22 protein-coding genes are annotated in these 20,399 nt (G+C 54.0%); 6 read left to right on the top strand and 16 right to left on the bottom strand.

Annotated features, from left to right (window positions below):
• Positions 1-36: 36 nt before the first annotated feature.
• From slmA to coaBC, 3 genes are all read right to left on the bottom strand, one after another.
• Positions 37-633, bottom strand: coding sequence for a nucleoid occlusion factor SlmA (gene slmA / locus IM295_RS14170; protein ID WP_028015015.1), 597 nt, complete (start codon positions 631-633; stop codon positions 37-39).
• A 118-nt stretch (positions 634-751) separates the two neighbouring features.
• A complete protein-coding gene (dut, locus tag IM295_RS14165) occupies positions 752-1,210 on the bottom strand; it encodes a dUTP diphosphatase (RefSeq protein ID WP_015570042.1) in 459 nt (152 codons plus the stop codon).
• Positions 1,188-2,399, bottom strand: a complete 1,212-nt coding sequence (gene coaBC / locus IM295_RS14160) for a bifunctional phosphopantothenoylcysteine decarboxylase/phosphopantothenate--cysteine ligase CoaBC (RefSeq protein WP_028015016.1) — start codon at positions 2,397-2,399, stop codon at positions 1,188-1,190. Before coaBC ends, dut begins: the two co-directional genes overlap by 23 nt.
• Positions 2,400-2,572: 173 nt before the next feature.
• On the opposite strand from coaBC, the gene radC reads away from it, so the two are divergent.
• From radC to mutM, 4 genes are all read left to right on the top strand, one after another.
• Complete coding sequence (gene radC, locus IM295_RS14155; RefSeq protein WP_028015017.1) at positions 2,573-3,238, top strand: DNA repair protein RadC; 666 nt, start codon at positions 2,573-2,575, stop codon at positions 3,236-3,238.
• 218 nt (positions 3,239-3,456) lie between these two features.
• Positions 3,457-3,693, top strand: a complete 237-nt coding sequence (gene rpmB / locus IM295_RS14150; protein WP_002436699.1) for a 50S ribosomal protein L28 — start codon at positions 3,457-3,459, stop codon at positions 3,691-3,693.
• Positions 3,694-3,715: 22 nt separating this feature from the next.
• On the top strand, positions 3,716-3,883 hold the full coding sequence (rpmG, locus tag IM295_RS14145) for a 50S ribosomal protein L33 (protein WP_003024094.1): 168 nt from the start codon (positions 3,716-3,718) through the stop codon (positions 3,881-3,883).
• Positions 3,884-3,955: 72 nt separating this feature from the next.
• Positions 3,956-4,765, top strand: coding sequence for a bifunctional DNA-formamidopyrimidine glycosylase/DNA-(apurinic or apyrimidinic site) lyase (gene mutM, locus IM295_RS14140; RefSeq protein ID WP_193066850.1), 810 nt, complete (start codon positions 3,956-3,958; stop codon positions 4,763-4,765).
• Between the two features lie 2 nt (positions 4,766-4,767).
• Here the strand turns inward: mutM and coaD are convergent, their stop codons facing one another.
• The 7 genes from coaD to rfaQ form a co-directional block, all read right to left on the bottom strand.
• Positions 4,768-5,247: a pantetheine-phosphate adenylyltransferase gene (gene coaD / locus IM295_RS14135; RefSeq protein ID WP_025758454.1), complete on the bottom strand. Its 480-nt coding sequence runs from the start codon at positions 5,245-5,247 to the stop codon at positions 4,768-4,770.
• 3 nt (positions 5,248-5,250) lie between these two features.
• Positions 5,251-6,021, bottom strand: coding sequence for a glycosyltransferase family 2 protein (locus IM295_RS14130; protein WP_126327151.1), 771 nt, complete (start codon positions 6,019-6,021; stop codon positions 5,251-5,253).
• Positions 6,021-7,295: a lipid IV(A) 3-deoxy-D-manno-octulosonic acid transferase gene (gene waaA / locus IM295_RS14125; protein WP_193066849.1), complete on the bottom strand. Its 1,275-nt coding sequence runs from the start codon at positions 7,293-7,295 to the stop codon at positions 6,021-6,023. The genes IM295_RS14130 and waaA overlap by 1 nt, the downstream gene beginning before the upstream one ends.
• A gap of 66 nt (positions 7,296-7,361) precedes the next feature.
• Complete coding sequence (locus IM295_RS14120) at positions 7,362-8,351, bottom strand: glycosyltransferase (protein ID WP_028015021.1); 990 nt, start codon at positions 8,349-8,351, stop codon at positions 7,362-7,364.
• 11 nt (positions 8,352-8,362) lie between these two features.
• Positions 8,363-9,463 (bottom strand): glycosyltransferase, encoded by a 1,101-nt coding sequence (locus tag IM295_RS14115; RefSeq protein ID WP_041911667.1) that lies wholly within the window; start codon positions 9,461-9,463, stop codon positions 8,363-8,365.
• A 2-nt stretch (positions 9,464-9,465) separates the two neighbouring features.
• Entirely contained in the window at positions 9,466-10,593 is a 1,128-nt protein-coding gene (locus IM295_RS14110) for a glycosyltransferase family 4 protein (protein ID WP_193066848.1), read from the bottom strand.
• Positions 10,590-11,660 carry a putative lipopolysaccharide heptosyltransferase III gene (rfaQ, locus tag IM295_RS14105; RefSeq protein ID WP_049001246.1) on the bottom strand — a complete coding sequence of 357 codons (1,071 nt, stop codon included), beginning with the start codon at positions 11,658-11,660 and terminating at the stop codon, positions 10,590-10,592. The genes IM295_RS14110 and rfaQ overlap by 4 nt, the downstream gene beginning before the upstream one ends.
• 150 nt (positions 11,661-11,810) lie before the next feature.
• Here rfaQ and IM295_RS14100 point away from each other — a divergent pair, with 150 nt between their 5' ends.
• Positions 11,811-12,767: a polysaccharide deacetylase family protein gene (locus IM295_RS14100; protein WP_150145124.1), complete on the top strand. Its 957-nt coding sequence runs from the start codon at positions 11,811-11,813 to the stop codon at positions 12,765-12,767.
• Positions 12,768-12,791: 24 nt separating this feature from the next.
• On the opposite strand, the gene IM295_RS14095 is transcribed toward IM295_RS14100, so the two are convergent.
• From IM295_RS14095 to rfaD, 6 genes are read right to left on the bottom strand one after another with little or no spacing between them, the layout of a single operon-like run.
• Positions 12,792-14,006 (bottom strand): O-antigen ligase, encoded by a 1,215-nt coding sequence (locus IM295_RS14095; RefSeq protein ID WP_193066847.1) that lies wholly within the window; start codon positions 14,004-14,006, stop codon positions 12,792-12,794.
• Entirely contained in the window at positions 13,994-14,902 is a 909-nt protein-coding gene (locus tag IM295_RS14090; RefSeq protein WP_193066846.1) for a glycosyltransferase family 2 protein, read from the bottom strand. Before IM295_RS14090 ends, IM295_RS14095 begins: the two co-directional genes overlap by 13 nt.
• 5 nt (positions 14,903-14,907) lie before the next feature.
• Entirely contained in the window at positions 14,908-16,008 is a 1,101-nt protein-coding gene (locus IM295_RS14085) for a glycosyltransferase family 9 protein (RefSeq protein ID WP_049137160.1), read from the bottom strand.
• Between the two features lie 3 nt (positions 16,009-16,011).
• Positions 16,012-16,995, bottom strand: coding sequence for a lipopolysaccharide heptosyltransferase RfaC (gene rfaC / locus IM295_RS14080; RefSeq protein WP_193066845.1), 984 nt, complete (start codon positions 16,993-16,995; stop codon positions 16,012-16,014).
• 3 nt (positions 16,996-16,998) lie between these two features.
• The gene (gene rfaF, locus IM295_RS14075; RefSeq protein ID WP_193066844.1) at positions 16,999-18,045 is read right to left on the bottom strand and encodes an ADP-heptose--LPS heptosyltransferase RfaF; all 1,047 of its coding nucleotides are present in this window, start codon (positions 18,043-18,045) and stop codon (positions 16,999-17,001) included.
• Between the two features lie 2 nt (positions 18,046-18,047).
• Positions 18,048-18,980: an ADP-glyceromanno-heptose 6-epimerase gene (gene rfaD, locus IM295_RS14070; RefSeq protein WP_028015031.1), complete on the bottom strand. Its 933-nt coding sequence runs from the start codon at positions 18,978-18,980 to the stop codon at positions 18,048-18,050.
• A 220-nt stretch (positions 18,981-19,200) separates the two neighbouring features.
• Here rfaD and kbl point away from each other — a divergent pair, with 220 nt between their 5' ends.
• A complete protein-coding gene (gene kbl, locus IM295_RS14065; protein WP_045260056.1) occupies positions 19,201-20,397 on the top strand; it encodes a glycine C-acetyltransferase in 1,197 nt (398 codons plus the stop codon).
• The last annotated feature ends 2 nt before the right edge of the window (positions 20,398-20,399 follow it).

The following is a 20,399-nucleotide window of genomic DNA, read 5'->3' as shown; positions in this document are numbered from 1 at the left end:
ATGCCCGGCGGCGCTACGCTTACCGGGCCTGCGGTGCTACTGCAGCTGCGCTGCCACTAACGGCCAGCGGGCGTCAAAATCGTCCGTTGGTCGGTATTTGAATTCGCTGCGCACAAAGCGGGAGAGCATGCCTTCACAAAACGCCAGAATCTGGCTTGCCAGCAATGTCTCATCCGTATTGTATCCTTCGCCTTCACGCATTTTCTTCTCGCGCAGCACCTGGCGCAGCTGCGCTTCAATACGCTCAAAAAGCTGATTGATGCGGCCCTGCAGCCTGTCCTGCTCAAACATCAGCGCGTGGCCGGTCAGGATACGGGTTAAACCCGGATTGCGCTCCCCAAAGCCCAGAATTAACAGCACAATCAGACGAAGACGCGCGGTGGTATCTTTTTCATCTTTCAGAATCAGGTTAATGCGCGTGATCAGACTGTCTTCAATAAACTCGATCAGGCTGTCGAACATTTTTGTTTTGCTGGGGAAATGACGATACAGCGCCGCCTCAGACACGCCCACAGAGGCGGCCAGTTTGGCGGTGGTGATGCGTTGACTGCCATCGCTGGATTCAAGCATCAGAGCCAGAGATTGAAGTATTTCTTCGCGACGATTCCTTTTCGCGGTTTGTTTTTCTGCCATGTTACAAAATACCCCTGAAAATAAGCACTTGCCAGGCTGGCATCCACACAGCGACCGCAAACTGACGTTTGCGGTTTGTTATTGCGTTATGGCGCTGCGAGATACGTGTGTCGGGCGGTTATTTGCGCCCGGAATGGCCGAAGCCGCCTTCGCCACGGTCGGTGGCATCAAAGTCTGCCACCAGGTTAAATTCTGCCTGTACCACCGGTACAAAAACCATCTGCGCGATACGCTCGCCCGGTTCAATGGTGAAGCTGTCCTGACCACGGTTCCAGACGGACACCATCAGCTGACCCTGGTAGTCGGAGTCGATCAGGCCGACCAGGTTACCCAGCACTACGCCGTGCTTATGGCCCAGACCCGAGCGCGGCAGGATCACTGCCGCCAGAGACGGGTCTGCAATGTGGATCGCCAGGCCAGTCGGGATCAGGGTAGTGGCACCGGGAGCCAGTTCTACGGCGTCATCGAGACAGGCGCGCAGGTCAAGTCCGGCAGAGCCGGAGGTGGCATAGGTTGGCAGCGGGAATTGCTCGCCAACACGCGGGTCCAGAATCTTAACGTCGATTTTTTTCATCATAACGGGTAACGATCTCGTCCAGTAATTGTTGGCCCAGGAGTTCCTTGCGCTCAAGCGGTAAGATTTTATCTCCATCCTGCCAGAAAAGGTGCAGTGCGTTGCTGTCGCTATTAAATCCTTGCGTGGCCAGCGATACGTCGTTCGCGCAAATTAAATCGAGGTTTTTGCGGGTACGTTTTTGCCGGGCATATTCTTCCACATTATTCGTTTCTGCGGCAAATCCAACAACGTAAGGACGATGGCTTTTTAATGCGGCGACACCGGCAACAATGTCCGGGTTTTTCACCATTTTCAGTGTTAATTCATCGCCTTGCTTTTTGATTTTAGACTCGGCGATGGTCTCGGCGCGATAGTCTGCCACGGCCGCACAGCCGATAAAAATCTGCTGGCGTTGCGCATGAGCCTGCACGGCGGCTTCCATCTCCAGCGCGGTGGTAACATTAATACGCTGTACAAAAGGTGGCGTAGGTAACGAGACCGGGCCGCTGACCAGCGTGACGTTAGCACCGCGTTTTGCCGCTGCGGCAGCAATTGCAAAGCCCATTTTACCGGAGCTGTGGTTGGTGATGTAACGCACCGGGTCCAGCGGCTCGCGCGTCGGGCCCGCGGTAATCATGATGTTGAGATGTTGCAGGTCGTTGACAGGTGAAAAATGGGCGGCGGCCATATCCACAATCGTCAACGGGTCGAGCATACGCCCCGGGCCAACGTCGCCGCAGGCCTGGCTGCCGCTGTCCGGGCCCCAGACAAGCAGGCCGCGCGAAGCCAGCGTCTCCAGATTATGCTGGGTGGCGGCATTGCGGTACATCTGCTGGTTCATGGCGGGCACAACGGCGACGGGCGCAGGCGTCGCGAGGCAAATGGTCGAAACCAGATCGTTCGCCATACCGGCCGCCACGCGGGCAATTAAATCTGCCGTAGCAGGGGCAAGAATCACCAGATCGGCCCATTTCCCAAGCTCAATATGCCCCATCGCGGCTTCGGCGGCCGGATCGAGCAGGCTGTCAGATACCGGGTATCCTGAAACCGCCTGCAGGCTCAGAGGGGTGATAAAGGCTTTACCGCCTTCGGTTATCGCGACCCGCACGTCCGCCCCGCGCTCGCGCAGACGACGCACCAGCTCAGGCGCTTTATAGGCAGCAATGCCGCCGCTCACGCCAAGAACGATTTTTTTACCGGCCAGGCTCATCATGATTCTTTCCTGTTGGGTTTCACCAGAGAGCGGGCATTTTACCACAATCCCAAATAGGGGGTGATGAAGTCCTTTAGGCACTTTGCGAGGCGCTACGCAAGAACGAAACCTCAGCGTCGAGCCCCGGATTTGCCTGTGGCAGCATAATGGCAAACAGAAGGAGGCCGAGCATGGAAGAGACTGAACTGCTGCTACCGCGCGAAAAAATGCTGCGTCATGGCGTCGCGTTATTAAAAGACGAGGAGCTGCTGGCGCTCTTTTTACGTACAGGTACGAAGGGAAAAACGGTATTTACGCTGGCGAAAAATCTGATAGACCATTTTGGTTCACTACATGGTTTGCTGACAGCCGAACTGGAGGCGTTTACGCATGTAGAAGGCATTGGCGTCGCGAAGTATGCCCAGTTACGGGGTATTGCTGAACTTGCCCGGCGATTTTATAACGTACAGATGGAGGAGCAAGATCCGATCCTTACCCCTGACATGACCCGCGAATTTTTGCAAAGCCAGCTATCCGGTCTGGAGCGGGAGATCTTTATGGTGATCTTTCTCGACAACAGGAACCGGGTACTGAAGCACAGCCGCCTGTTTTCGGGTACACTGAGCCACGTTGAGGTACATCCGCGTGAAATTGTGCGTGAAGCGATAAAAGTGAATGCAGCGGGGGTGATCCTCGCGCATAATCACCCCTCTGGCTGTGCAGAACCGAGCAGAGCTGACAAAGAAATCACCGAACGCATTATCAAATGCTGTCAATTCATGGACATTCGTGTTCTGGACCATCTGATAATTGGCCGCGGAGAGTACATTTCTTTTGCAGAACATGGCTGGATTTAGGCTATTTCTCGCGATCCATCGGGATCTTTGTCTGTTCGGGACTTGAGCACACCGCCGAGTCAGCGTATACTACGCCACCTTTGAGAATCTCGGGTTTGGCATTTGGGCCTGGCAATCGAGAGTTCACTTAGAACTACGCGATGACCGGGCTGTAAAGCCTGACGAGGCGCCGATACCCCATACGAAGCTCGAGCTAATTTGATTTTTGGAGAATAGACATGTCCCGAGTCTGCCAAGTTACTGGCAAGCGTCCGGTGACCGGTAACAACCGTTCCCACGCACTGAACGCGACTAAACGCCGTTTCCTGCCGAACCTGCACTCTCACCGTTTCTGGGTTGAGAGCGAGAAGCGTTTTGTCACCCTGCGTGTATCTGCTAAAGGTATGCGTGTAATCGATAAGAAAGGCATCGATACAGTTCTGTCTGAACTGCGTGCCCGTGGCGAAAAGTACTAAGTACTTAAAGAGGAAATAAATCATGGCTAAAGGTATTCGCGAGAAAATCAAGCTGGTTTCTTCTGCTGGTACAGGTCACTTCTACACCACCACGAAGAACAAACGTACTAAGCCGGAAAAACTGGAACTGAAAAAATTCGATCCAGTTGTACGCCAGCACGTACTGTACAAAGAAGCTAAAATCAAATAATTTTAGCCTCCTTGTATTGAAAAACCCCGCAACTGCGGGGTTTTTTGCATTCTGCATCTCAACGGAGGAACCATGCCTGAATTACCTGAGGTAGAGACCAGCCGTCGCGGCATTGAGCCCCATCTGGTCGGCGCGACTATTCTTCATGCCGTCGTTCGCAATGGACGACTGCGCTGGCCGGTGTCCGATGAGATCCACACGTTAAGCGACAAACCCGTCCTTAGCGTGCAGCGCCGCGCGAAATACCTGCTGCTGGAGCTGCCTGACGGCTGGATCATTATCCATCTTGGGATGTCCGGGAGCCTGCGCATCCTGACCGAAGAACTGCCTGCGGAAAAACACGATCACGTTGACCTGGTAATGAGCAACGGCAAAGTGCTCCGCTACACCGATCCGCGGCGCTTTGGCGCGTGGCTGTGGACGAAGGAGCTGGAAGGACACAACGTGCTGGCGCATCTGGGCCCTGAGCCGCTTTCAGACGCGTTTAATGCGGACTACCTGAATGAGAAGTGCGCGAAGAAAAAGACCCCGATCAAGCCCTGGCTGATGGATAACAAGCTGGTGGTCGGCGTGGGGAATATTTACGCCAGTGAATCGCTGTTCGCGGCCGGGATCCATCCCGATCGGCTGGCCTCGTCGCTGTCCGCGCAGGAATGTGAGCTGCTGGTTCGGGTCATTAAAGCAGTGCTGCTGCGCTCGATTGAGCAAGGCGGGACCACCCTGAAGGATTTTCTGCAAAGCGACGGTAAACCAGGCTATTTTGCCCAGGAGCTGCAGGTGTATGGCCGTAAGGGCGAGCCATGCAGGGCATGCGGGACGCCGATTATTGCCACGAAGCACGCCCAGCGCGCCACGTTCTACTGCCGCCAGTGTCAGAAATAGAACTACTTTAGCTTTTCCATCAGCGCCTGGTGGACGTTATCCGGCAGGAAATGGGTAACGTCCCCGTGATGGCGCGCCACCTCCTTTACCAGCGTGGACGAGATAAACGACCACTCTTTTGACGGCATCAGGAATACGCTTTCCAGCTCCGGCATCAGGTGGCGGTTCATGTGCGCCAGCTGCATCTCATACTCGAAGTCTGCCACCGCGCGCAGGCCACGAATCAGAATATTGGCCTGCTGGGCGCGGGCAAAGTTCGCCATCAGATCGCTGAACCCGACAACTTCAACATTCGGCAGGTGCGAAATGGCGTCGGTGGCAAGTTGCACGCGCTCGTTGAGATCAAACATCGGCTTTTTGCTGGGGCTGGCGGCAATCGCCAGGATCACCTTGTCGAACATGCACGCTGCACGGGTAATGATGTCAAGATGACCGTTAGTGATCGGATCGAAGGTACCCGGATAAATCGCTTTTGTGCTCATGGCTCACGTTTTCTCTGAGTAGCCGCGGCAGAGCGCCCACAGCTCGGTGTATTTGTTGAAAGTATACTGGGCATTCACTACCGCCAGTAACCAGCCCTGCTTACCATCCAGCACGCCGCCGCGCAGCAGCAGCGTTTTCAGAAACGCGCCCAGCGTGTGGGTGAAGATTCCTGTCAGCGAGGCCTTCTTGCCGCGCTGGTGGCGTTCCTGCGCCCATGCGGTGGCATAGTTGAGCTGCTTTTGCTGGAAGCTGGCGAAATCACGGCAGGTCAGATGCAGCAAATCACCCGTCAGGGGGATGACCTGGGCGCCGTCGCAGGCCAGTGACTCATGGACAAGATTGTCGTTGTACTGAAAGCGCCCGCGCTCGTAGAGGCGCATTACGCGATCCGGATACCAGCCGCTGTGGCGCATGAAGCGGCCAAGGAAGTAGTTGCGACGCGCGATGCTGTATACGGCGCCAGGCTGGGGTGAGGAAAGCACCGCCTGAATGGCCTGCTGGAGTTCCGTGGTGACGCGCTCGTCGGTGTCGATCATCAGCACATAATCGCCCGTGGCGTGACCCTGCGCGCGCTGGCGCTGAATGCCGTAGCCCTGCCAGTCGGTATCGGTAAAGACTTTTGCGCCCGCAGCCCGGGCGATGTCCACCGTGTTGTCCGTGCTTCCGGAGTCGAGGATAACAATTTCGTCAGCCCAGGCGACGGAGGCCAGGCAGTCCGGAAGCAGGTCGGCGGCGTTTTTGGCGATCATGACGACCGACAGACGCGTAGACATTAGTGGCTCCGCTGAGGCAGATAAGGTTGCAGAAGCTGCAGCAGACGGGTGAGTGCGCCCTGGTTCTGGTGCAGCACTTCGACGGCGTGGCGACCGTACCACAGGCGGTAATCTTCATCCGTCAGAAGGGTCGATACTTCTTTGACGACCGAGTCCGCATCGGTCACGGTAATTAAACCATCGGCCTGCTGCAATTTAGCGCAGATATCTTTGAAGTTAAACGTGTGTGGACCCATCAGCACAGGAATCGCGTGGGCTGCCGGCTCCAGCGGGTTATGACCTCCGCGCTCCACCAGGCTGCCGCCAACAAAGGCGAGGTCAGCAATGCCGTAGAGCAGCATCAGTTCGCCCATCGTATCGCCAATCACCACCTGGGTACTGCCGGAAGGGATCTCTCCGCTGCTGCGCAGGGTGAAGCTGAAGCCGCCTTTCTGCACCATTTCGCGGGCATCTTTAAAACGTTCGGGGTGACGAGGCACCAGAATCAGCAGTAGGTCCGGGAAGGTTTCCAGCAGCTTACGGTGCGCCTGCAGGATAATCGCCTCTTCGCCCTCATGAGTACTGGTCGCTATCCAGACCTGGCGACGCGGAGCCCACTGGCGGCGCAGCGTGATGGCGCGGGCGGCCAGTTCAGGGGTAACGGAAATATCGAATTTCAGGCTGCCGGTCACGGCAAGCTGGTTGCGCTTCAGGCCCAGGGAGATAAAGCGCGCCGCGTCTTCTTCGTTCTGCGCGGCAATCAGCGTGATTTTGCTCAACAGGCGGCGCATAAATTTGCCCAGCTTGCTGTAGCCTTTCGCCGAGCGCTCTGACAGGCGCGCGTTGGCAATCACCAGCGGAATTTTACGGGCGTGCAGAGCGGAAATCATGTTCGGCCACAGCTCGGTTTCCATCACGATCACCAGCTTCGGGCGAACGGTGTTCAGGAAACGATTCATAGCGCAGGGCAGATCGTAAGGGAGGTAGACGTGATGAACGTCTTTGCCAAACGCGGATAACGCGCGCTCTGAGCCGGTTGGCGTCATGGTGGTGACGGTAATCGGCAGAGACGGGTAGCGGTGGCGCAGAGCGCGAACCAGCGGGATCGCCGCCAGCGTTTCACCGACAGAAACGGAATGCAGCAAAATACCGTCCGGGGCGACTTTATTGCGGCAAAAGCCATAGCGTTCAGCCCAGCGTTTACGATACGCAGGCGCTTTACGGCTACGAAGCAACAGTCTCAGCCACACCAGTGGCTGAATGATATAGAGCAGGGCGGTATACAACAATTCCAAGCGATTATCCGTCTTTTTAGTTTCGGCGGGCAAATTCTAAGCATTTAAGCCAGGTAAAGCTATCTCTTATGCCAGATACCGTTTTAAACGGAAGTAGCGTCGGCCCAGGCGCCAGCGCAAACGCGGGCTTTTGGCACTTTTCCAGATAAGCTTCCAGATCCCGGTGTCGAAGAACTCTTTGATAATCATTGTTTTCTTTGTCTCATCCTTCATATTGTCGAAGGTATGAATGATCCCCAGCCCCTCTTTGGCGATTTGCCAGTGGCAGGCGGGGATATTTTTCACTTTATCCGGGTAACGCTGGTTAATAGCATCAAGCATCTGCAGGATTTTCATATAGTGGCGCGCGGAGCGGATCAGCGTGTCGTCATTATCCGGCGTATGCGATACCGAGGCAGAGTGAATGTAGTAGTCATAAAAGCGTTCACTGGTGTACTGAACGCGCTCTGCGGCAAGCAGCACCTCGGTGGTCCACGGGATATCCTGATGGCGCAGCCCGGGTTCGAAATGGAAACTGTGTTTACGAATAAAATCGTGGCGATAGATATTAAGCCAGGTCACGTGCAGGAACTTACGTGAATCCAGCGCCATCTTTAACCATGCCGGGCCCGTCATAACGCCCGTTGAGGCGAGTTTATCCTCGGGGAAGATAGGTCGAGACGGTTTCTTATCATTTTCCCAGACGTAGTTGCCGTTACAGGTGGCGACATCCAGATCCTGCGTGACGGCCATATCCAGCAGACGCTGGTACATGCCAGGTTTGAAGACGTCATCAATATCCGGGAAAGAGAGATACTGACCGGTTGCAACGGCCAGGCCGGTATTCCGCGCAATGGAAACGCCCTGGTTTTGCTGTTCAATCACCTGCATCTGCGGCAGTTTTTCACGCCAGCTTTCGACGATCTGCATCGAGCGGTCAGTCGAGCCATCATTGACAATAATGACTTCCATGCTGTCGATGCGTTGATTCACAAGGCAGGTAAAGAACTGATCCAGAAAAGCTTCGCCGTTATAAACGGCAACCACCACGCTTAACAATGGCGCTGAATTTTGCATAAGAAACCTGATTATTTTTGATTGTCGACCAAAGCAATGTACTGCTGGCAAATGGCATTGATACCGAACGACGCAATCGTTGCATCGCCAACGACCGGCGGGGCGGTATAAATATCTACCAGGGTTTTTGCCAGTGATGCGTCATTTAGCTCTGCCAGCCCGCGCGCTAAGGCGCCGGTGAGGATTTCTGCGGGGCCACCCGGACAATTGGTACTGACCGGTGGCGTCTGGCAGATAATGGATTCCACCAGCACATTACCAAAACCTTCGCAGTCAGAACTTAACACTAAGAGGCGTGCCCCTTTAATCCAGGGGTAGGGATTGGAGTCGAAGGGACGGAAAACCGTCTTGTCTTCAATACCCAGGTCGCGGGCAAGCTGTTTGAGCTTTTGAATTTTGGCTTCGGAACCATTGCCCATCATGACAAGCGTAGTGTCGAGCTGGCTCTGTGCGAATGCGCGTAAAAGACGGTCGTGGCGTTTGTGCTCATGGAAGCGGCCGACATGGATGATGTAATCCTTCCCTTGCATCTCGAAGGGGGCATCCGCCAGACGCTGAATTTCAGGGATATCAAAAGGATTGTGGATAACCGCTTTACGCCGGAGTTTCAGAGCCAGGGTCTCGGAAAGGTCTTTCAGCACGGCGCCTGAGACGGCGACAACGTTTCGGTTTTCGTAGGTATGACGAATTTTAAGATGCTTAAACCAGCGCGACAGCCCGCTGCGATGGCGAAGATAGGAGAAAGAGAACATGCCATGCACGCAGAACCAGACTTTTTCACGCTCCAGCGCGCGGCAGTGCGCCACAATGCGGTCAGTTTTGTGCAGATGAGAGAACACAACGTCAAATTTTCCGCTGCGCTCAGCCCGCTCAATTGCCTGATCCAGCAGGCGGGCTCGGCGTGGGATCTCCGTCAACTTGCGCCACGGTTTTTTGCAGGTATCCTGGACCACCTGATAATCAATGCCTTCCGGGATGGCGTAATCACACACTTTCCGCAGAGAGAAAAGGGAGACCTGATGCCCCATTTCCGTTAATCCGCTGGAAAGTGTAAGAACTGTTTTTTCAGCTCCCCCACCGGGTAAACCATCAATAATCATTAGGATGCGCATTTTTAATCCAGTAATTTTTGATAAAGCGAAATAAGCTGACTTGACAGTTTTTCGGGGGTGGCGTCTTTTACCCGTTCACGTGCCGCTTGCCCCATCGTGTTATTTTTTCCCAGAGAAGGAGTGGCTGCAATTGCCTCCTTCAATGTGTTGATATCCAGGGCGTCACAATAAAATCCGTTCTGGCCTTGCTGAATAAATTCAGCGCCTCCGCAACTCTCTGAAGTAATGACGGGCAAGCCGCAGGCCATCGCTTCAAGAATGACGTTTGGAAAGGGATCATACAGCGTTGGCAACAGTAAACCATCGGATAGCTGATAAAAAGGCAGCGTTTCTTTCTGCATCCCCAGGAAACGGATTTGCCCTTCGCAGCCCAATGAACGGGCGAGGTCACGATAACGATGTTCTGCTTTATCCTGTCCAACCACAATCAGCCAGGCTGAAGTTCCTGCGATAGCGCGTATGGCGCTGGCCAATCCTTTTCGTTCAAATCCCGATCCTACAAAACAGAACACCACGGCATCGGCTGGCAAACCAAATTGCTGACGCAGCGCGGCACGCTGTGCTTCCTGGGCCGGAACGAAGCGGCTGGAATCAATTGAATTATAAATCACATGTATCTTTTTTGCGTCAATATCAAAGTCTTCGACGATTTCGCGTTTGATCATCTCCGCATTACAGATAACCGCTTTCAGCTCTGGCGCCTGGTACATTTCACGCTCGGCGTGCATCACGTAGCGGTGATAGCGGTCGACCATCAGCATTTTCGCGCGCCAGGCGGGCAGGATGCGCGCACGCTGTAGCAGCCAGCGGCGATGAACGCCATCGCCAGCGCGGTAGATATCACAGCCCGGAATCCGCTCGTGGCTTTGCACAATATCAAACTGCTGTTGCTGCCACAGCACGCGGGCAGCATGGGCAAACCCGCGTTCGCGGCTAATTCGGCCCCATTTGCGCGGGTCGCAAATATGGATATGCCAGTCGTCCTGTCTCTCGCCCTGCCATTCACGCGTAATGACGTTGAGTTCAAGATTCTGATTGCTCAGCGCGGTGAGCGCACGTGAAACGAAGCGCTCCGCTCCGCCATCAGGGCGATACTTTTGGCGAACAATCGCCAGACGATGGTGTTTCATGACAAATATCTCCTTGCAGCGGAGACGACAGCATCAACAGGAATGGCGTCGAGATAGCGTTCTTTCGTTTTGGTATCAATAGCGTCGGGATCGGGAAGGGGACCGTAGTCGCCAGCCCAGATGACTTCACCGTTGACTTGCCATGGAGACCAAAACGTCAGTTTGGAGGGGCCAAACAGCGCCACGCAGGGCGTCTGCAGCGCGGCGGCCATATGCATCGGAACGGAGTCAACGCCAATAAAAAGACACGCGTGGTCGATGAGTGAGGCCAGCTGGCGCAACGTTAGCTGTCCCGCCAGCGAGACGACCCCCGTTTTCGGTGAGGCGGCGAGTATGCGATCTATCATCGCCAGCTCTTTTTTATCCGGCCCGGCCGTGAGTACAACGGTATGCCCATCCTGCTGCAGCGCGGTGATGGTTTGCGCCATTTTGCTTTCATCCCAGCATTTGAAGAACCAGCGTGATGTCGGCTGAATGACGATGTAGTTATCGCCCACTCCTTTTTGCACCAGCTGCTGGCGGGCGTGGTGCCAGTCTTCTGCGCTGTAGGCCATGGTAACAGCTGGCTCAGGCGCGACCTGTAATGGTGACAGAATGGAGAGATTTTGTTCGACGGTGTGCAGGGATTTGTGATTTGCAACAGAGACTAAATCGCTATGACAGAAACGCCAGAATGGATTGTTGCGTTTGTTAAAGGCGAATCCGAGGCGAACCGGCGCACCGGTGAAACGGGTAACGATAGCGCTACGCCACTGATCGGCAAGATTTATCACCAGATGATAATGTTGCTTTCGTAACGCGCAGAGCAGCTGCCACTCCTTTTGAAGGTGCTTTAGCGTGCCCAGCTGCTTCCATTTACGATCGATTCCATAAATAGTGCCAATCGTCGGGTGCGCGGCGAGCATATCGCGCGTTTCTTCATACAACAGCACGTCAATTTGCGCTTGTGGCCATTTTTGACGTAATGAATCAATGACGGGGGTGGTCAATAACATATCGCCATGATGGCGGAGTTTGATCAGTAGAATGCGCAAATCAGGCGTGTCAGGTAAGTTATTCATCATCATCTTATCGGCGTTGTACTGTTGGCAATTCTAATAGACCTGGTAGCGACTTGCACTCTTTCTCCATAATCTCAGGAATTTCCCAGGAAGGGTTTACTCAGGCTTTGGAGAGTGCGTAACATAGCGCTAACTTCCCTGTCATGCGGACTCATTATGAAAAAACCAGCGTTTATCATCACGATTGATACTGAGGGCGATAATCTCTGGGAGAATCACCGCGTCATTAAAACGGAAAATGCGCGCTATCTGGCCCGGTTCCAGGCCCTCTGTGAGCGTTTTGGTTTTAAGCCCGTATGGCTGACAAACTATGAGATGGCAATCGAGCCCGTTTTCATTGAATTCGCCAGGGACGCGATCGCTCGCGGTCAGGGGGAGGTGGGAATGCACCTTCACGCATGGAATAGCCCACCTGAGCACGATCTCACGGGAGATGACTGGCGCTGGCAACCGTATCTGATTGAATTTTCAGACGAGGTGATGCGTGAGAAAGTGCTGTTCATGACCCGTCTGCTGGAAGAGACATTCCAGACCAAAATGCTGAGCCACCGCGCCGGGCGTTGGGCATTTGATAGCCGCTATGCAAAATTGCTCGTTGAACTGGGCTACCAGGTTGATTGCTCCGTGACGCCACGCGTGAACTGGCGCAATGCGAAAGGTGCTCCGCAGGGCAATGGTGGAACGGATTATCAGCATTTCCCCGACCACGCCTATTTTATGGATTTAGATACTATTTCTCAGGCGGGAAATAGCCCCTTACTCGAAGTGCCGATGAGCATTCAGTATAAACATCCGGCCTGGTTGAACACGATCAAACAGGGATACGATCGGCTTCGCGGTAAATATCGCTCGCCTTCCGTGAACTGGCTGCGACCGACCGGTGGCAATGCGTCGCAGATGATTCAGGTCGCGCAGCAATGTCTGTCGCAGGGACAGGATTATGTGGAGTTTATGCTTCACTCGTCTGAATTTATGCCAGGCGGAAGTCCGACCTTTAAAGATGAGGCGGCGATTGAAGGTTTATATCAGGATTTAGAAGCGCTTTTTAGCTGGCTATCCGATAAGACGGTGGGGATGACGCTGGCGGAGTTTTATCAATACAAGAAAAAATAATGCCCGGCTGGCGGGCATTATCTCTTATTGATGTTGTCTGGTTTGCGAGAAGGGAGTACTCAATGCAAACAGAGTAACAAAGAATATTAGGGCTTCTGAGCTCAATAAAATGACGTCCGTCAGGCCATAGAGTAATAAAAGAAGCATCGTTGTCAGCAGCAGGCCATTTCGGTTTTTAAGCGCGTAAGCGATCATCGAAACGAAGAAAAAGAGTAATATCGCCAGACCCGGAAGCCCTTGCAGAGAGTATTTTTCGATAAATTCATTGTGTAGGTGTATTTTTAAATAGCCAAGTGCAGTGATTAGATTAGGATGTCCATCATTAATATAATGTTGCGTCCAGAAATACCTTTCTTCTAATGATTGCCCTAGTGGATGTGCAAGCCCGTTTTGAATACCTACATTCCACATGGTAAAACGAGAGCCAAGTGAGGTGCCGTCTACTCCGCTTTCATATTTCTCAAGCTCAGCTTGTACTTGCATAATCTTGGGTGAAATTAATGGTTTGTAACTAACGACAACTACACCTGCCACAATACATAAAAAAATCAGCGTTGATTTCAGATGAATTCTTCTGAAGTGGTAGAGCGTGAGTACAATCGCAAGGAGCAAATATAATCCCATTGCAGCACGCGTCCCCGTTAAAAGAATAACGAAGTAAGATATTAAGATGGTAAGACCCGCGACTACATACAGTTTTCTGTTTTTTTGAAGATAAAGGCTGTATACCAGCGCCAGTGACAGTACGGAGTAAACATAGGCAGATACGGTGGCGCGATTGATGGCCATCTCTATACGTGCCATACCCTGCGTCGCCTGCCACAAGCCATATCCCGTGGCGAGGACAAACCCTGTACCTGCCGCGTACAGGAAGTACTTCTGGAAAGCGCTTTTATCGACGTAAGTTTTAAACCGGTCAAGATAGAAAACGAGAATGCTCGCTAATATCAGTTTCTTACTGGCACCCAGATAATCGCTATAAGCGTTTAAACCTTCGCTATGGTATTCGTACACCATATACCAGACAAGATTGAGTAGCCCAATCAGCAATATGGGGAGCGCGATTGAAAAGGGGCGCAGGGTGATTTTTTTATATTCGCAAGCTAAGCCGATAATGCTGGCATAAACCGCAATATAGAAAAATTCGCGTTGTTTACCTGAGCTCAGCAGCGCCAGTGCAAACGAAATGAGGCTCAAAATCAGCGTCAGCTGATAGAGCCGCAGTTTTACTTTTTCCATAATGCCTCAATGACCCTTTTTTTGTAGCTGAAACGTACATCTCTGGAGAAGAAAAAAGAGAAAGAATAAAGTGCATTTACCCGCGCCTTAACCCGTTTGAGCTGCAGGTCGGTCAGATATTGTCGGTGATTACTGTAAATATCAAACCAGTGGCAATTAATAAGATGCTTAAATGATTGCGGGAATGTATTTTCCATCTGTAGCGTACATTCAATCAGCGTGGCGATTTTGCTGGCGTCAAGACGGCTCGACAAACTGTCGCTGCGTTTGACGTAAAAATAGTGTCCCTGACGCTGAAAGAAGATTTTACGCGATTGCATCAGCATGCCGGGAAATACCGCGAAATCTTCATAGCAGACCATAGAAGGGATAGGGTTGGTTGCGTATAGCCTGCGGTGTACGAATTGCCCGATGAGATGCGCCTGAAAATCTTTGTGCTGCAGGAAACGCTTTATTGCATCATTTTGCGATAATGAGACGGGCGTGAATCCCTGCCAGGCGGAGGTGATTTTCCGCATATCGCGTATTTCCAGCAGGCGCGTCAGCAACATATCAGGACGCTCTGCTTTCAGGAAGGCGACGGCATCCCGGATGCTACCCGGCTTTAACAGATCGTCGCTATCAAGCATCGTGATGTAATCGCCTGACGCCAGCGAGACTGCGCTGTTTCGAACATGCCCTACGTTACGGTACTCAACGTATTGGCATTGCGCATGCGGAAGCTTTGGCAACCACGCCTCAATAATATCCTGTGTGGAATCGTTAGAACTGTCATTAATGATAATAACTTCTACATCATCGCCTGCATTCTCAATCGCGTTTTGCAGACTTTCCAGTGTGGCGTGAAGCGTGTTTTCGGCATTATGTGCGGCAATAATGATGCTGAGAAAAGCCATATTAATTAGTTTCCCTGAGCATCAAAGGCAGATTTTGCTGTTGGTAGCCCGCAAATGAAATGTTTGAGTTCGTCCAGCGATTCATCTGTTACCGCGAAGAGTTCTTCCCGGCCTTGCGAGAAATAATAACGAGTTTCAAAAACATACGAGCAAATATTGTCATCGTTGCCAATCAGCAACACGTTGCCAAGCGGGCGCTGCTCGTAGTGACAGCACGGACCGAACAGTAAGACGACCGGCACGCCAACCGCATCGGCGATGTAGACATTCCCCGAGTCGGAGGCGATATAACAATCCATTTTAGAAATTGCCCACGGAAGCTCTTCAAGCGAGATCTTGCCAATCAGATTAATAAAGTTGGGCAGTTCACCGTAAGCGCGGGTGATGTCATCCATCCAGGACTGTTCATTCGGGGCGCCAAAGACATAAAACTCGCAGGGCAGGTCGGCGAGACGATCGGCAATTTGCTTCCAGATGACAGGCGGAACGGTTTTGGCTTTATTCCCGGCGGCGATACTGATGCCAATGCGGACCGCGCCGGGTTTATCAAGGATCGCCGGATAAGTCGCGGGTTTAAACAGTGGCTTTGTGGCGTGCTTTGGAGAGTCTTGCCAGGTCAGAGCGCGGTCGGCCAGCTTAAGATAGTTAGTGACTGTTAACGTTTTTCTACCGTGGTCAACCGTACCATCGGCCGTTGAATAGAAAATCCCGTGATACCACCTGCGCGTGTAAGTGCTTAAGAATTGCTTGTTTTTGGCGTTACAAACGGAGGCGAAAAAAAGATTCACGCTGTTAGGCTGCAGAAGGTAGACGTTGTCATAGCGGTTCATGATCCTGCAGGCGAAACAGAGCTTACGCCACAGGTTACGCTTATGCTGCTCAATAAAATAAATCTCTTCGACCGTCTCGTCGTGCTTCGCCAGCGCACCCACGCTGCGGCTGATGAGCACGTCGCTTTTTTGCAGCCAGGCCAGAAGAGGCGTTGCATTAACAAAATCACCGATTTTGGCTGTCTGAATGACCAGGTTTTTCCCTGTCTCTTTGCGCAACAGCTTCCGGATAAGCTTCACCGGAAAGAGTAAAATCAGCAGAAATACGTAACTCATGGGTTAAATATCCCTGTTGGAAAGCCAACGGCTGCCCTGTAAAAATGAAAAAATCGCATCTGCGCTGATATCCTTCGTTTGCTGAGTCGGGCTGACCATCTGATGCTGGTTTTTGCCATAGCCCCCGATCAGGCCGGGATCGGTCGGGCCAAAAAGGGTGATATTTGGGCGATCCAGCGCCGCGGTTAAATGGCTTAAACCCGTATCCACGGAAACAACGGCGTTAGCGCCTGCCAGCTCTGCGGCAACCTGCGCCAGCGTGAGTTTGGGTAACACCTCGACGTGGGAAAAGCCTGCTGCCAGACGCGCCGCACGCTGCCGCTCATGCTCAGCGCCCCACGGGAGTTTAATATGGATACCGGAGGGTTGCATTAGTTCAATCAGCCTTCGCCAGTGTGTTTCCGGCCAGTGCTTATCGTCGCGCGTTGTGGCATGCAGAAAGACAAGATAAGGCTGAGCACAGGGATCTGTATTGCGCAAAAAGTGCTGCGCAATGGCGTAGTCGCCCTGCGCTTCCGGTTTCGCATAGCCGAGGCTTTTCGCAAACAGCTCGCGGGTGCGTTCTACGGCGTGCTGCTGCTTTGCGATGTGGTGGCGGCGGTTATAGAACAGACTCGCCAGCGGTTCGCGGGCGGTGTGCCAGTCCATGCCGTGCTTTACGCCGTGCGCCAGACGCGTGACCAGCGCCGCGCTTTTCACCAGCCCCTGCGCGTCGATAATCGTGTCGTAACGCTGCGCCTGCACCGTTTCACGGAAGGCTTTACGCTCGGCTTTAATCGGCGCGGAGAACCACGCTTTGCGCCAGCGGCGAATCGCGACCGGGATCACGCGGTCAACCGCTTCATGCCAGGTGGGGATCTGCGCGAAGCCTTCTTCTACCACCCAGTCAAAACGGATGCCGGGAATGGCCCGCATGGCGTCCGTCAGCGACGGTAGCGTATGCAGCACATCGCCCATTGAGGAGGTTTTAACGATCAATACCCGCATCCGTTATCCTTCTTCGCTCAACAGCAGTTCGTTGAGCTCTTCGAGAACGCGCTGCGGCGTTATGTCGATCAGGCTCTGATGGTAACCTTCAGCGGCATCGCCTTTGCGTACCTTGTGGTAGCCGGTGATCAAACGGATTACGCGCGCTTTGTGCGACAGCGGCGGCGTGAAGTCTGGGCTGCTTGGGCCATACAGCGCAACCAGCGGACGCTCCAGCGCGGCGGCGACGTGCATCAGGCCAGAGTCATTGCTGACCACGGCCTTACAGGCGGCAATCAGGATAACGGCCTGCTCAAGCTGCGTTTCTCCAGCCAGGTTGCGGCACCAGGCCTGCTGCTCGGTGCTCAGCGTGGCGAGAATTTCGTTGCCCGCCTCGTGATCCTTCGCCGAGCCAAACAGCACAATCTGGTAGCCCTCGTCGATCAGCTGTTTCGCCAGTTCGGCGTAGTGGTAGTGCGGCCAGCGTTTTGCCGGGCCAAATTCTGCGCCGGGGCAGAAGCCAATCATTGGGCGTTCGGACGAAAGGCCAAACGCGTTGCAGATGTGGGATTTCTCCCCGTCGTTAACCTGAAGCTGCGGCCACAGTAGCGGCTGCGGCAGATCTTTCGCGCTGCGCATGACGCCTTTGTCGTAGGCCAGCGCCACGTAGCGCTCCACCATCAGCGGCCAGGCCGCTTTATCCAGCACCCGCGCGTCGTTCAGCAGACCGTAGCGCATTTCGCCGCGCCAGCCGGTACGGTGTGGAATGCCCGCAAAGAAGGGCACAAGGGCGGATTTAAAGGAGTTAGGCAGCACGTACGCACGGTCATAGCGCTTCTCGCGCAGGCTATGACCGAGCTTGCGGCGTTCGCCGATTTCCAGCGCCCCGTGGCCGAGCGGCATCGGGATCGCCTCGTTTACTTCCGGCATACGCGATAACAGCGGACGGCACCAGGCGGGTGCCATCACGTCGATTATCGCCTGGGGATAACGCGCCTTGAGCGTGCGATAGAGACTTTGCGACATCATCATGTCGCCCACCCATGACGGGCCGATCACCAGAATCTTCATACTTACGCGTCGCGGTTCAGCCAGGCCATATATTCCGTTACGCCTTCGGCAACGGTCTTGAACGGCTTGTCGTAGCCCGCGGCGCGCAGGTTGGTCAGGTCGGCCTGCGTGAACGCCTGGTAGCGGCCTTTCAGCTTATCCGGGAACGGAATGTACTCGATGCTGCCTTTCTTATGATATGCCAGCGTCGCGTCTGCCACCGCCTGGAAGGATTCCGCGCGGCCCGTGCCCAGGTTGAAAATGCCGGAGACGCCGTTCTCCAGGAACCACAGGTTTACGGCTGCAACGTCGCCTACGTAGACGAAGTCACGCTTGAAGCCGTCGCTGCCTTCGAACAGTTTTGGACTTTCACCGTTATTCAGCTGGGTGTTCAGGTGGAACGCTACGCTCGCCATGCTGCCTTTGTGGCCTTCGCGCGGCCCATAGACGTTGAAGTAGCGGAAGCCGACGATCTGTGAGTTCGCTTCCGGCAGGATCTGACGCACGTACTCGTCAAACAGGAACTTGGAGTAGCCGTAGACGTTCAGCGGCTGCTCGTATTCGCGGGATTCGATGAAGTCCGAGGTGCGCCCGCCGTAGGTTGCCGCGGAAGAGGCATACAGGAACGGAATTTCACGCTCCAGGCAGTAGTGCAGGAGCTCTTTAGAGTACTGATAGTTGTTATCCATCATGTACTTGCCGTCCCACTCGGTGGTGGAAGAGCACGCACCTTCGTGGAAGATGGCTTCGATCTCGCCGAACTCTTCACCCGCCATAATCTGGATAAGGAAGTCTTCTTTATCCATGTAGTCAGCGATGTTCAGATCCACCAGGTTAACGAACTTGGTGCCGTCTTTCAGGTTGTCCACCACCAGAATGTCGGTGATGCCCTTATCATTGAGAGCCTTGATAATGTTGCTGCCGATAAAGCCCGCGCCGCCGGTAACGATGATCATAACTGTAACCTTTGAAGTGTTGAGCCCGGGGACAATCCCGGACGCTAATATTCATATCATATCATATCATCACAATGCCCGGTCTTCAGCCATTCACCGATATGCAGCAGGGGTACACGTGATTTATGCTGCAAAAACGAGAAGAGATACGGCGTCATCTCGTCATGAACTATAGGTTTGGGTAATATGTGCCAAAATTTGCCGAGTCTGGAGAATTGCAATGCGTGGTGATTTTTACAAACAGTTAAACAGCGACCTCGACACCGCACGTGCGGAAGGGTTGTTCAAAGAAGAGCGTATTATCACGTCTGCCCAGCAGGCGGACATCACCGTTGCCGACGGCAGCCATGTGATCAACTTTTGCGCGAACAACTACTTAGGTCTTGCGAATCACCCTGAGCTGATTGCCGCCGCGAAAAATGGCATGGATACCCACGGCTTCGGCATGGCCTCCGTGCGCTTCATCTGCGGCACCCAGGATAGCCACAAGCAGCTTGAGCAAAAGCTGGCAAACTTTCTCGGAATGGAAGACGCGATTCTGTACTCCTCCTGCTTCGACGCCAACGGCGGTCTGTTTGAAACCCTGCTCGGCGCAGAAGATGCGATTATCTCCGACGCCCTGAACCACGCCTCCATCATCGACGGTGTCCGCCTGTGTAAAGCGAAGCGTTTCCGCTACGCCAACAACGACATGGTTGAGCTGGAAGCGCGCCTCAAAGAGGCACGCGAAGCGGGTGCCCGCCACGTGCTGATCGCGACCGACGGCGTATTCTCCATGGACGGCGTGATCGCCAACCTGAAGGGCGTGTGCGACCTGGCGGATAAATACGACGCGCTGGTGATGGTCGATGACTCCCACGCGGTCGGTTTTGTCGGTGAAAACGGCCGCGGCTCCCATGAATACTGTGACGTGATGGGCCGCGTGGACATCATCACCGGTACGCTGGGCAAAGCGCTTGGCGGCGCGTCCGGCGGTTATACCGCTGCGCGTAAAGAGGTGGTTGAGTGGCTACGTCAGCGCTCCCGTCCGTACCTGTTCTCCAACTCCCTGGCGCCAGCCATTGTGGCCGCCTCCATCAAAGTGCTGGAGATGGTTGAGTCCGGCGCCGAGCTGCGCGACCGCCTGTGGGCAAACGCCCGTCTGTTCCGCGAAAAAATGAGCGCCGCAGGGTTCACCCTGGCCGGCGCTGACCACGCGATCATTCCGGTGATGCTGGGCGACGCAGTTGTGGCGCAGCAGTTTGCCCGTGAGCTGCAGAAAGAAGGGATTTACGTCACCGGGTTCTTCTTCCCGGTGGTACCAAAAGGTCAGGCGCGTATCCGCACCCAGATGTCTGCGGCGCATTCGCCTGAACAAATTGAGCGTGCGGTGGAAGCCTTTACCCGCATCGGCAAACAGCTGGGCGTAATTGCCTGAGG

The organism is Enterobacter cloacae complex sp. P14RS, from assembly GCF_014895895.1.
Taxonomy (GTDB): domain Bacteria; phylum Pseudomonadota; class Gammaproteobacteria; order Enterobacterales; family Enterobacteriaceae; genus Enterobacter; species Enterobacter bugandensis.
Note: the sequence above shows the minus strand (reverse complement) of the source record. Positions and strands in the feature narration are given on the sequence as shown.

Excerpts from the sequence above, each read along its gene's own strand:
- IM295_RS14115 (WP_041911667.1), bottom strand. The coding sequence starts at position 9,463 with ATGCGCATCCTAATGATTATTGATGGTTTACCCGGTGGGGGAGCTGAA.
- dut (WP_015570042.1), bottom strand. The coding sequence starts at position 1,210 with ATGATGAAAAAAATCGACGTTAAGATTCTGGACCCGCGTGTTGGCGAG.
- IM295_RS14110 (WP_193066848.1), bottom strand. The coding sequence starts at position 10,593 with ATGAAACACCATCGTCTGGCGATTGTTCGCCAAAAGTATCGCCCTGAT.
- radC (WP_028015017.1), top strand. The coding sequence starts at position 2,573 with ATGGAAGAGACTGAACTGCTGCTACCGCGCGAAAAAATGCTGCGTCAT.
- rfaD (WP_028015031.1), bottom strand. The coding sequence starts at position 18,980 with ATGATCATCGTTACCGGCGGCGCGGGCTTTATCGGCAGCAACATTATC.
- IM295_RS14130 (WP_126327151.1), bottom strand. The coding sequence starts at position 6,021 with ATGTCTACGCGTCTGTCGGTCGTCATGATCGCCAAAAACGCCGCCGAC.
- rpmG (WP_003024094.1), top strand. The coding sequence starts at position 3,716 with ATGGCTAAAGGTATTCGCGAGAAAATCAAGCTGGTTTCTTCTGCTGGT.
- IM295_RS14090 (WP_193066846.1), bottom strand. The coding sequence starts at position 14,902 with ATGGCTTTTCTCAGCATCATTATTGCCGCACATAATGCCGAAAACACG.
- IM295_RS14120 (WP_028015021.1), bottom strand. The coding sequence starts at position 8,351 with ATGCAAAATTCAGCGCCATTGTTAAGCGTGGTGGTTGCCGTTTATAAC.
- IM295_RS14085 (WP_049137160.1), bottom strand. The coding sequence starts at position 16,008 with ATGAGTTACGTATTTCTGCTGATTTTACTCTTTCCGGTGAAGCTTATC.
- slmA (WP_028015015.1), bottom strand. The coding sequence starts at position 633 with ATGGCAGAAAAACAAACCGCGAAAAGGAATCGTCGCGAAGAAATACTT.
- rpmB (WP_002436699.1), top strand. The coding sequence starts at position 3,457 with ATGTCCCGAGTCTGCCAAGTTACTGGCAAGCGTCCGGTGACCGGTAAC.
- rfaF (WP_193066844.1), bottom strand. The coding sequence starts at position 18,045 with ATGAAGATTCTGGTGATCGGCCCGTCATGGGTGGGCGACATGATGATG.
- coaD (WP_025758454.1), bottom strand. The coding sequence starts at position 5,247 with ATGAGCACAAAAGCGATTTATCCGGGTACCTTCGATCCGATCACTAAC.
- kbl (WP_045260056.1), top strand. The coding sequence starts at position 19,201 with ATGCGTGGTGATTTTTACAAACAGTTAAACAGCGACCTCGACACCGCA.
- mutM (WP_193066850.1), top strand. The coding sequence starts at position 3,956 with ATGCCTGAATTACCTGAGGTAGAGACCAGCCGTCGCGGCATTGAGCCC.
- coaBC (WP_028015016.1), bottom strand. The coding sequence starts at position 2,399 with ATGAGCCTGGCCGGTAAAAAAATCGTTCTTGGCGTGAGCGGCGGCATT.
- IM295_RS14095 (WP_193066847.1), bottom strand. The coding sequence starts at position 14,006 with ATGGAAAAAGTAAAACTGCGGCTCTATCAGCTGACGCTGATTTTGAGC.
- IM295_RS14100 (WP_150145124.1), top strand. The coding sequence starts at position 11,811 with ATGAAAAAACCAGCGTTTATCATCACGATTGATACTGAGGGCGATAAT.
- rfaC (WP_193066845.1), bottom strand. The coding sequence starts at position 16,995 with ATGCGGGTATTGATCGTTAAAACCTCCTCAATGGGCGATGTGCTGCAT.
- rfaQ (WP_049001246.1), bottom strand. The coding sequence starts at position 11,660 with ATGATGATGAATAACTTACCTGACACGCCTGATTTGCGCATTCTACTG.